The organism is Amycolatopsis sp. SID8362 (genome assembly GCF_010550475.1).
GTDB lineage: Bacteria > Actinomycetota > Actinomycetes > Mycobacteriales > Pseudonocardiaceae > Amycolatopsis > Amycolatopsis eburnea.
On sequence record NZ_JAAGNB010000436.1, the window covers coordinates 1 to 12019 of the forward strand.

A 12019-nucleotide genomic window follows, 5' to 3' on the forward strand; every position below is an offset into this window, starting at 1 on the left:
CACGCGCGCGGCCCTCGTGCTCGGGCACCGCGACGGCGCGGCGGTGGGCGCCGGGCGGGCGTTCCAGGACCTCGGCTTCGACTCGCTGACCGCGATCGAGCTGCGCAACCAGCTCACCGCGGCGACCGGCCTGACGCTGCCCTCGACGCTGGTCTTCGACCACCCGACGCCGGCCGCGCTGGCCGCCTTCCTGCTCGCCGAACTGCTGGGCGGGAGCGCCGAAGCCGACGTCGCGGCGGTGGCGGCGGCCACCGGCGACCCGATCGTGATCGTCGGCATGAGCTGCCGCTTCCCCGGCGGTGTCGCGTCGCCGGATGACCTGTGGCGGCTCGTCCGCGACGGCGGCGACGCGATCGGGGCGTTCCCCGGCGACCGCGGCTGGGACCTCGACGCGCTCGGCCGGACCAGCGACACCCGCGAAGGCGGGTTCCTGCCCGACGCCGCCGAGTTCGACGCGGACTTCTTCGGCATCTCCCCGCGCGAGGCCGTGGCGATGGACCCGCAGCAGCGCCTGCTGCTGGAGGCCACCTGGGAGGCCGTCGAGCGGGCGGGGATCGCCGCCGACCGGTTGCGCGGCAGCCGCACCGGGGTCTTCATCGGCACCAACGGGCAGGACTATTCCGACCTGTTCCTCACCGCCGCCGTCGACACCGCGGGCCACACCGGCACCGGGATCGCCGCGAGCGTCGCCTCCGGCCGGCTGTCGTACACGCTGGGCCTCGAGGGCCCGGCGATGACGATCGACACCGCCTGCTCGTCGTCGCTGGTGGCCCTGCACCTCGCCGCGCAGGCGCTGCGCGGCGGCGAATGCTCGCTGGCGCTGGTCGGCGGGGTGTCCGTGATGTCCACGCCAGGCAGCTTCCTCGGCTTCAGCGGCCAGGGCGGCCTCGCCGCCGACGGCCGCTGCAAGGCCTTCTCCGACACCGCCGACGGCACGAGCTGGTCCGAGGGCGTCGGCATGCTCGTCGTCGAGCGGCTCTCCGACGCCCAGCGCCACGGCCACCGGGTGCTCGCGGTCGTCCGCGGCTCCGCGGTCAACCAGGATGGCGCGTCCAACGGTCTTACCGCCCCGAACGGCCCGTCGCAGCAACGCGTCATCCGCCAGGCCCTCGCGTCCGCGGGACTCTCACCCTCCGAAGTGGACGTCGTCGAGGCGCACGGCACCGGCACGACGCTGGGCGACCCGATCGAGGCGCAGGCGCTGCTGGCGACCTACGGCCAGGACCGCGAACGGCCGCTGCTGCTGGGTTCGGTGAAGTCGAACCTCGGGCACACCCAGGCCGCCGCCGGCGTCGCGGGCGTCATCAAGGTCGTACTGGCGCTGCAGCACGAACTGCTGCCCCCGACGTTGCACGTCACCGAGCCGTCGACGCACGTCGACTGGTCCGCCGGGGCGATCGAGCTGGCCACGGAAGCGGTCGAGTGGACCGGAAACGGGCGTCCGCGCCGGGCGGGGGTGTCGTCGTTCGGGCTGAGCGGGACCAACGCGCACGTCATCATCGAGCAGGCCCCCGCGACCGAAACCACGCCGGCCCCGGCGGAGCGCGGGCTCGACGTGGTGCCCTGGCTCGTTTCGGCCCGCTCGGAGACCGCGCTCGACGCCCAGATCGCCCGGCTCACGTCCGCTGTGGACGGGCTCGAGCCTTTGGATGTGGCCCACTCGCTGGCCACCGGCCGGTCGCTCCTGGAACACCGGGCGGTGCTGCTGCCGTCCGGTGAGGAGCTGGCCCGTGGTGTGGCGGGCGAGCGTGCGGTGGCGTTCTTGTTCGCTGGTCAGGGTTCGCAGCGCCTCGGCATGGGCTGGGAGCTGTACGAGCGGTTCCCGGTGTTCGCCGACGCGCTTGACGCGGTGTTCGCGTTGCTTCCGGTGCGCGAGGTTGTCTTCGGTGACGACGCGGCGTTGCTGGACCGGACGGAGTGGGCGCAGCCCGCGTTGTTTGCTCTGGAAGTGGCGTTGTTCCGGTTGGTGGAGTCGTGGGGCATCCGACCGGATCACGTTGCGGGGCACTCGATCGGTGAGATCGCGGCTGCGCACGTGGCCGGTGTTTTGTCCTTGGAGGACGCGTGCACGCTGGTGTCCGCCCGGGCTCGCCTGATGCAGGCGCTGCCCGCCGGTGGTGTGATGGTGTCGCTGGTGGCCTCGGAGGATGAAGTCCTGCCGTTGCTGGTCGACGGTGTGTCGATTGCGGCGGTGAACGGTCCGCAGTCCGTGGTGATTTCCGGTGTCGAGGACCGTGTTCTGGAGATTGCCGCCGGGTTCGAGAAGTCCAAGCGGCTCAACGTGTCTCACGCGTTCCATTCGTCGTTGATGGATCCGATGCTGGACGAGTTCCGTGCGGTCGTGGAGGGTCTGGAGTTCGCCGAGCCGGTGATTCCGATGGTTGCGGCTGGGGATGTGCGGTCGCCGGAGTTCTGGGTGTCTCATGTTCGGGACACGGTTCGGTTCGCTGATCATGTGAATGCTTTGTCCGGTGCGGCGTTGGTGGAGCTGGGGCCGGATGGGACGTTGTCGGCGATGGTCGACGCGGTTCCGTTGCTGCGTAAGGATCGTGGCGAGGAACTGTCCGCAGTCACCGCGCTCGCCCGCCTGCATGTGTCCGGTGTGGACGTCGACTGGACGGAGTTCTTCTCCGGTACCGGCGCGAAGCCGGTCGACCTGCCGACCTACGCCTTCCAGCGGCAGCGGTTCTGGCCGGAGCCGGGCCGCGCGGACGTCACCGGCTCGGCCGACACCGAGTTCTGGGCCGCGGTCGACAACGGGGACTTCTCGTCGCTGGCCGACCGGCTCGGCGTCGACGGCGAGGCCTTGACGACCGTGCTGCCCGCGCTGGCGGCGTGGCGCCGTGAGCGTCAGGACCGGTCCGTTGTGGACGGACTGCGGTACCGCGAGTCCTGGAAGCCGCTCACCGTCGCCGAGGCCGCGCCGGGCGAGGTCCTGGTGGCGGTGCCCGCGGCGCTGGCGGGCGACGAGTGGGTCATCAGCGTCGCCGAGGCGGTCGGCGGCACCGTCTTCGAGGTCGCCGTCGCCGACCGCGAAGTCCTGGCGAGCGGCCTGGCCGGGCGCTCCTTCGACCGCGTTCTTTCCCTGCTGGCCCTCGACGAGTCCGACGGGCTCGCGATGACCACCGCGTTGCTGCAGGCGATCGAGGACGCGCCGCTGTGGTGTGTCACGCGCGGCGCGGTCTCGGTCGGCCGTTCCGAGCGCGTCAGCCGTCCGATCCAGGCCGGTGTCTGGGGTCTGGGCCGGGTGGCGGCGCTGGAGTACCCGCGTCGCTGGGGTGGTCTGGTCGACTTGCCCGAGGTGCTGGACGCCCGGGTCGTCGGACGGCTGGCTGCGGTGCTCGCCGGAACGGAAGACCAGGTCGCCGTGCGTGGCGCCGGGGTCTTCGGACGGCGTCTGGTTCCGGCGCCCGCCGGTCCGCCCGACGAGGTCTGGCGGCCGCACGGGACGGTCCTGGTCACCGGTGGCACGGGGGCGCTGGGTGCGCATGTCGCGCGGTGGTTGGTGGCGAACGGCGCGGATCGGGTGGTGTTGGCGAGCCGCCGTGGGCCGGATGCTCCTGGTGCCGCGGAGTTCGGTGAGCGTGTGGCGTGTGACGTGTCCGACCGTGCGTCGGTGTCCGCGCTGTTGGACGACCTCGGTGAGGACCTGACCGGCGTAGTGCACGCCGCCGGTGTGCTGGACGACGGTGTTATCGATTCGCTGACGCCGGACCGGTTCGACGCGGTTTTCGCGTCCAAGGTGGACTCGGCGTTGCTGCTTGACGAGCTGACCCGGGATCGTGATCTGTCGGCGTTCGTGTTGTTTTCGTCGGTGGCGGGTGCGGTCGGGAATCCAGGGCAGGGCAACTACGCCGCGGCCAACGCGGTGCTCGACGCGCTCGCGGAGCGGCGGAAGTCCCTCGGCCTCGCCGCGACGTCGGTGGCCTGGGGTGCGTGGGCCGGCGATGGCATGGCCGCCGGGGAGAAGGGCGCCGGTGGACTCGACCCCGAGCTGGCGCTCTTGGCGCTCGCGCAGGCCGTCGCCGGCCGGGCCGCCACCCTGGTCGTCGCCGACATCCAGCAGCCGAAGATCCTCCGCGCCATGCTCGCCGCCCGCCGGAGCCCGCTGCTGGGCGACCTCCCGGCGGCCCGGCGCGTGCTCGACGAGACCCCGGCCACCGAAGGCGGGCTGCGTGAACTGCTGCTCGCCCTGGCCGAACCCGACCGCCACACCACCGTCCTGGACCTGGTCCGCACGCAGGTCGCCGCGGTGCTGGGGCACAGCGGCGCCCAGGAGGTGGGTAGCGACCGGGCGTTCAAGGACCTCGGGTTCGATTCGCTGACCGCGGTCGAGCTGCGCAACCGCCTCGACACCGTGACCGGGCTGAGCCTGCCCGCCACGCTCGTCTTCGACCACCCGAGCCCGGCGGCGCTGGCCGGGTACCTGCTCGGTGAGCTGGCCGGCGGTGTCCCCGGAACCGCCGTCGTCGAGCCGGGCACGCGGGAGGTCTCCGACGACCCGATCGTGATCGTCGGCATGAGCTGCCGGTTCCCCGGCGGCGTCCGGTCGCCGGAGGACCTGTGGGAACTGCTGGCCTCGGGCGCGGACGCGATTTCGGAGTTCCCGGCCGACCGCGGCTGGGACCTCGCCATGCTGGCCGGCGGCCGGAGCGCCACGGGCGTCGGCGGATTCCTTTACGACGCGGGTGATTTCGACGCCGACTTCTTCGGGATCTCGCCGCGTGAGGCGCTGGCGATGGACCCGCAGCAGCGGCTCCTGCTCGAAACCTCATGGGAGGCGTTCGAGCGGTCGGGCATCGACCCGACGCGCCTGCGCGGCAGCCGGACCGGCGTTTTCGTCGGTACCAACGGCCAGGACTACTCGACCCTGATCCTCAACGCCAAGACGGACATGGAAGGGCACGCCGGCACCGGGCTCGCCGCGAGTGTCGTGTCCGGGCGGCTGTCGTACGCGCTGGGCCTGGAGGGTCCCGCGTTGACCATCGACACGGCGTGTTCGTCGTCGCTGGTGGCCCTGCACCTGGCCGCGCAGGCGCTGCGGGCGGGGGAGTGCACGCTGGCGCTGGCCGGTGGTGTGACGGTGATGGCGACGTCGCTCAGCTTCGCGGGCTTCAGCCGTCAGGGCGGGCTGGCGCCGGACGGGCGGTGCAAGGCGTTCGCCGACGCCGCCGACGGAACCGGCTGGTCCGAGGGCGTCGGCATGCTCGTCGTCGAGCGCTTGTCCGACGCGCAGCGCAACGGCCACGACATCCTGGCGATCCTGCGGGGTTCGGCGATCAACTCCGACGGCGCCTCGAACGGCCTCACCGCCCCGAACGGGCCGTCGCAGCAACGGGTGATCCGGCAGGCGCTCGCGTCGGCCGGTCTCCGCACGTCCGATGTGGACGCCGTGGAGGCGCACGGCACCGGCACCACACTCGGCGACCCGATCGAGGCGCAGGCGTTGCTGGCGACCTACGGCCAGGATCGTGACGCGGCGCTGCTGTTGGGTTCGGTCAAGTCGAACTTGGGTCATACGCAGGCGGCCGCCGGTGTCGCCGGGGTGATCAAGATGGTGCTGGCGATGCGGCATGGTGTGGTGCCGAAGTCGTTGCATGTGGATGTGCCGTCGTCGCATGTGGACTGGTCGTCGGGTGCGGTCGAGGTGGCGGCGGAGGCGGTTTCGTGGCCGGATGTGGCGCGGCCGCGGCGGGCTGGGGTGTCGTCGTTCGGGTTGAGCGGGACCAACGCCCACGTCATTCTCGAGCAGGGCCCGGAACCCGAACCGACCGAACCGGTGACGCGTGAAGTGGTCGCGTGGCCGGTCTCGGCCAAGACCGAGGAGGCACTGGCCGCGCAGTGCGAGCGGCTCCTTTCCGCCGCCTCCGGGCTCAATCCGGCCGACGTCGCGTACTCGCTGGCCGCCACCCGGACGCTGTTCGAGCACCGCGCCGTCCTGACGCCGGCCGGCGACGAACTGGCTCGCGGGATCGCCCGCGAGCGCTCGGTGGCGTTCCTGTTCGCGGGTCAGGGTTCGCAGCGGCTCGGCATGGGGCGGGAGTTGTACGAGCGGTATCCGGTGTTCGCCGACGCGCTGGACGCGGTGTTCGTGCACTTGGATCCCGGTCTTCGTGAGGTGGTGTTCGGTGCTGACGCCGAGCTGCTGAACCGGACGGGCTGGGCGCAGCCCGCGCTGTTCGCGCTGGAAGTCACGCTGTACCGGCTTGTGGAGTCGTGGGGTATCCGGCCGGATCATGTTGCGGGACACTCGATCGGTGAGATCGCGGCCGCGCACGTCGCCGGGGTGCTGTCGCTGGAGGACGCGTGCACGCTGGTGTCCGCCCGCGCGCGGTTGATGGACGCGTTGCCGTCGGGTGGTGCGATGGTGTCGCTGGTCGCGTCTGAGGACGAGGTGACGCCGCTCTTGGTCAAGGGGGTGTCGATCGCGGCGGTGAACGGGCCGCGTTCGGTGGTGATTTCCGGTGTCGAAGAGTCGGTGCTGGGGATTGCGGAGAGGTTTGAGAAGTCCAAGCGGCTCAACGTGTCGCATGCGTTCCATTCGTCCTTGATGGACCCGATGCTGGACGAGTTCCGTGCCATTGTTGAGGGGCTTGAGTTCGCTGAGCCGACGATTCCGATGGTTGCGGCTGGGGATGTGACGTCGCCGGAGTTTTGGGTGTCTCATGTTCGGGACACGGTTCGGTTCGCTGATCATGTGAGTGCTTTGTCCGGTGCGGTCTTGGTGGAGCTGGGGCCGGATGGGACGTTGTCGTCGATGGTCGACGCGGTTCCGTTGCTGCGCAAGGATCGTGGCGAGGATTCGTCGGTGATTGCCGCGCTGGCGCGGTTGCACGTGTCCGGGGTGGACGTCGACTGGGCGGCGCTGGTACCCGGTGCCCGCCGGGTCGGCCTGCCGACCTACGCGTTCCAGAGCCGGCGGTTCTGGCCGGAGATCGAACCGGTCACCACGGTCGACGCGGCCGACGCCGAGTTCTGGGCCGCGGTCGACCACGCGGACTTCGCCTCGCTCGCCGACCGGCTCGGCGTCGACGGCGAGGCCTTGACGACCGTGCTGCCCGCGCTGGCGGCGTGGCGCCGTGAGCGCCGCGAACAGTCCGTTGTGGACGGACTGCGGTACCGCGAGTCCTGGAAGCCGCTCACCGTTCCCGCCGCGGCGCCGCGCGACGTCCTTGTCGTGGTGCCCGCCGCTCTGGCCGGTGACGAGTGGGTCACCACGGTCGCCGAGGCAGTCGGCGGCACCCTCTTCGAGGTCGCCGGACCCGACCGCGACGCGCTGGCCGTGCGGCTGGGCGAGCGCTCGTTCGACGTCGTCGTGTCCCTGCTGGCTCTCGACGAGTCCGACGGGCTCGCGATGACCACGGTGCTGCTGCAGGCGATCGGCGACGCGCCGCTGTGGTGTGTCACGCGCGGTGCGGTCTCGGTGGGGCGTTCCGACCGGGTCAGCCGTCCGATCCAGGCCGGTGTCTGGGGTTTGGGCCGGGTGGCGGCGTTGGAGTACCCGCGTCGCTGGGGTGGTCTGGTCGATCTGCCCGAGGTGCTGGACGCCCGGGCTGCCGGACGGCTCGCCGGCGTGCTCGCGGGGACCGAGGATCAGGTCGCGGTGCGTAGTTCCGGAGTTTTCGGCCGACGTCTGGTGGCGGCGCCGGCCCCGAGCCCCGACGAGGTGTGGGAGCCCCGGGGGACGGTTCTCGTCACCGGTGGCACCGGGGCGCTGGGTGCGCATGTCGCGCGGTGGTTGGTGGCGAACGGTGCGGATCGGGTGGTGTTGGCGAGCCGCCGTGGGCCGGATGCTCCTGGTGCCGCGGAGTTCGGTGAGCGTGTGGCGTGTGATGTGTCCGATCGTGCGTCGGTGTCCGCGCTGTTGGACGACCTCGGTGAGGATCTGACCGGTGTGGTGCATGCCGCGGGTGTGCTGGATGACGGTGTTATCGATTCGCTGACGCCAGAACGGTTCGGTGCGGTTTTCGCGTCCAAGGTGGACTCGGCGTTGTTGCTCGACGAGCTGACGCGGGATCGTGATCTGTCGGCGTTCGTGTTGTTTTCTTCGGTGGCGGGTGCGGTCGGGAATCCGGGGCAGGGCAACTACGCCGCGGCCAACGCGGTGCTCGACGCGCTTGCCGTGCGGCGCCGGTCCGAGGGGCTCGCCGCGACCGCCGTCGCCTGGAGCGCTTGGGCTGGCGGCGGTATGGCCGCCGGGGCGAAGGTCGGGGAACAGGCCCGGCGGACCGGCGGCGGCACCGCACTGGACCCGGACCTGGCCGTCTTCGCCATGGCCCAGGCCGTGCGGGAGCCCGAGCCGACTCTCGTCGTCGCGGACATCCAGCAGCCGCAGGTCCTCCGCACGATGCTCGCCGCCCGGCGCAGCCCGCTGCTCGGCGACCTGCCCGAGGTGCGGCGGGTGCTGGCCGATCTCGCGCCCCGGGACGGGTTCCGCGACCGTCTGCTCGCGCGCGCCGAACCCGACCGCCGGTCCGCGGTCCTGGACCTGGTCCGCACGCAGGTCGCCGCGGTGCTGGGGCACAGCGGCGCCCAGGAGGTGGGGAGCGACCGGGCGTTCAAGGACCTCGGGTTCGATTCGCTGACCGCGATCGAGCTGCGCAACCGCCTCGACACCGAAACCGGGCTCAGCCTGCCGTCGACCCTGGTTTTCGACCACCCGACGCCTACCGCGCTCGCGGAGTTCCTGCTCGCCGAACTGGTGGGCGACCGCGCGCGGGCCGAGGTGCTCACGGCGGCGCCGGTGACCGACGACCCGATCGTCATCGTCGGCATGAGCTGCCGGTTCCCCGGCGGCGTGCGCTCACCCGAAGACCTGTGGGAACTGCTGGCCGCGGGGACGGACGGGATCTCGGACTTCCCGGCCGACCGCGGCTGGGACCTCGCCACCCTGGGTGGGACCGTCGCGGGCGTCGGCGGGTTCCTTTACGACGCAGGCGATTTCGACGCCGACTTCTTCGGGATCTCACCGCGTGAGGCGCTCGCGATGGATCCGCAGCAACGGCTGCTGCTGGAGTCGTCGTGGGAGGCGTTCGAGCGGTCGGGCATCGATCCGACGCGCCTGCGCGGCAGCCGCACGGGTGTCTTCGTCGGCACCAACGGCCAAGACTACGCCAACCTGATCCTCAACGCCCAGACCGACCTGGAGGGCCACGCCGGCACCGGGCTCGCCGCCAGCGTCGTGTCGGGGCGGCTGTCGTACGCGCTGGGCCTGGAGGGCCCGGCGATGACCATCGACACGGCGTGTTCGTCGTCGCTGGTGGCCCTGCACCTCGCGGCCCAGGCGCTGCGGGCGGGGGAGTGCACCTTGGCACTGGCCGGTGGCGTGACCGTGATGTCGACTCCGCTCAGCTTCGCCGGGTTCAGCCGTCAGGGCGGTCTCGCGCCGGACGGGCGGTGCAAGGCGTTCTCCGACACGGCCGACGGCACGGGCTGGTCCGAAGGTGTCGGCATGCTCGTCGTCGAACGGCTTTCCGACGCCCGGCGCGACGACCACCACGTCCTCGCCGTGGTCCGCGGGTCGGCGATCAACTCCGATGGCGCGTCCAACGGCCTCACCGCCCCGAACGGCCCGTCGCAGCAACGGGTGATCCGGCAGGCGCTCGCGTCGGCCGGCCTCCGCACGTCCGATGTGGACGCTGTCGAGGCGCACGGCACGGGAACGACGTTGGGTGACCCGATCGAAGCGCAGGCGTTGCTGGCGACGTACGGCCAGGATCGTGACGCGGCGTTGTTGCTGGGTTCGGTGAAGTCGAACCTGGGGCACACCCAGGCGGCTGCCGGTGTCGCGGGTGTGATCAAGATGGTGCTGGCGATGCGGCATGGTGTGGTGCCGAAGTCGTTGCATGTGGATGTGCCGTCGTCGCATGTGGACTGGTCGTCGGGTGCGGTCGAGGTGGCGGCGGAGGCGGTTTCGTGGCCGGATGTGGCGCGGCCGCGGCGGGCTGGTGTCTCGTCGTTCGGGTTGAGCGGGACCAACGCGCACGTCATTCTCGAACAGGCCCCGGACACCCCGGCCCCCGCGCCGGTCACCCGCGCCCACGGTCTCGTTCCGTGGCCCGTCTCCGCCAAGACCGAGGCCGCCCTGGACGCGCAGCTTGACCAGCTCCTGTCCGCCGTGGACGGCCTCGACCCGCTGCGCGTCGGGCACTCCCTCGAAACCACCCGCGCCCGGTTCGAGCACCGCGCGGTGCTGACGTCGTCGGGCGAGGAGCTGGCCCGCGGGATCGCCCGCGAGCACTCGGTGGCGTTCCTGTTCGCGGGTCAGGGTTCGCAACGGCTCGGCATGGGTCGGGAGTTGTACGAGCGATACCCGGTATTCGCCGACGCGCTGGACGCGGTGTTCGCGCTGCTTCCGGTCCGCGAGGTTGTTTTTGGTGAAGACGCGGCGTTGCTGGACCGGACGGAGTGGGCACAGCCCGCGCTGTTCGCCCTTGAGGTGGCGTTGTTCCGGCTGGTGGAGTCGTGGGGTATCCGGCCGGATCATGTTGCGGGGCATTCGATCGGTGAGATCGCGGCCGCGCACGTCGCCGGAGTGTTCTCTCTGGAGGACGCGAGCACGCTCGTGTCCGCCCGTGCTCGGTTGATGCAGGCGCTGCCCGCTGGTGGCGCGATGGTGTCGTTGGTGGCCTCGGAGGACGAGGTGACGCCGCTACTGGTTGATGGGGTGTCGATCGCGGCGGTGAATGGTCCGCGGTCGGTGGTGATTTCCGGTGTCGAAGAGCTGGTGCTGGGGATTGCGGAGGGCTTTGAGAAGTCCAAGCGGCTCAACGTGTCGCACGCGTTCCATTCGTCGTTGATGGATCCGATGCTGGATGAGTTCCGTGCGGTTGTTGAGGGTTTGGAGTTTGGCGAGCCGACGGTTCCGATGGTTGCTGCTGGTGATGTGACGTCGCCGGAGTTTTGGGTGTCTCATGTTCGGGACACGGTTCGGTTCGCTGATCATGTGAATGCTTTGGCCGGTGCGGCGTTGGTGGAACTCGGGCCGGATGGGACGTTGTCGGCGATGGTCGACGCGGTTCCGTTGCTGCGTAAGGATCGCGGTGAAGAAACGGCAGTGATCACCGCGCTCGCCCGGCTGTACGTGTCCGGTGTGGACGTCGACTGGGCCCCGCTCTACGAGGGCGCGTCCTGGGTCACCCTGCCCACCTATGCCTTCCAGCGCGTACGGTTCTGGCCTCGCACCGGCGTCAACACCCGGAACACCGCCGGGCTCGGGCTGACCCCGGCCGGGCACCCCCTGCTCGGCGCGGCGGTGGACCTCGCCGGTTCCGGGGGCGTCGTGTTCACCGGACGGCTGTCCCTGGCCACCGACGCGTGGCTCGCGGACCACGCAGTCGGCGGCGCGATCCTGTTCCCCGGCGCCGGTTTCCTCGAACTCGCTCTCCGCGCCGGCGACGAAGTGGGCTGCACGACCGTCGAGGACTTCACCCTCGCGGTGCCGCTGGTCCTGGGGGAGCGCGACGCCGTGCTGCTCCAGCTCGTCGTGGGCGGCCCGGACGAGTCCGGCCGCCGCGAGGTGACCCTGTCTTCGCGCGTCCAGGGCGCGGCCGACTCCAACTGGGTGAAGCACGCGGGCGGTGTCGTCGCCCCGGGTGAGCGGGTCGCGGACTTCGACACCGCGGTGTGGCCGCCCGAGGGAGCCGTCCCGATCGACCTCACCGGGTTCTACGAGCGGTTCGCCGCGAACGGGTTCACCTACGGGCCGTCCTTCCGCGGCCTGACCGCCGCCTGGCAGCGTGACGGCGAGGTGTTCGCCGAGGTCGCCCTGCCCGCCGAAGCCGAGGACGCCGCGCAGTACGGCGTCCACCCCGCCCTCCTGGACTCGGTCCTGCACGCGGTGTCCTTCGTCGAGCTGGACTCCTCCGACACCGGCCGCCTGCCCTTCTCCTGGACCGGCGTCTCCCTCCACGCGGGCGGCGCCTCGGTCCTGCGCGCCCGCCTGACGCGCTCCGGCGCCGAATCCGTGTCCCTCGCCGCGGTCGACCCGCAGGGCGCCCCGGTGCTGTCCGTCGAGTCC

At 71.4% G+C, this 12019-nt stretch carries 1 protein-coding gene; it reads left to right on the forward strand.

Annotation, left to right across the window (positions count from 1 at the left end; genetic code table 11):
- On the forward strand, positions 1 to 12019 hold a 12019-nt coding region (locus G3I65_RS13565), incomplete at both ends, for a type I polyketide synthase (protein ID WP_160696418.1).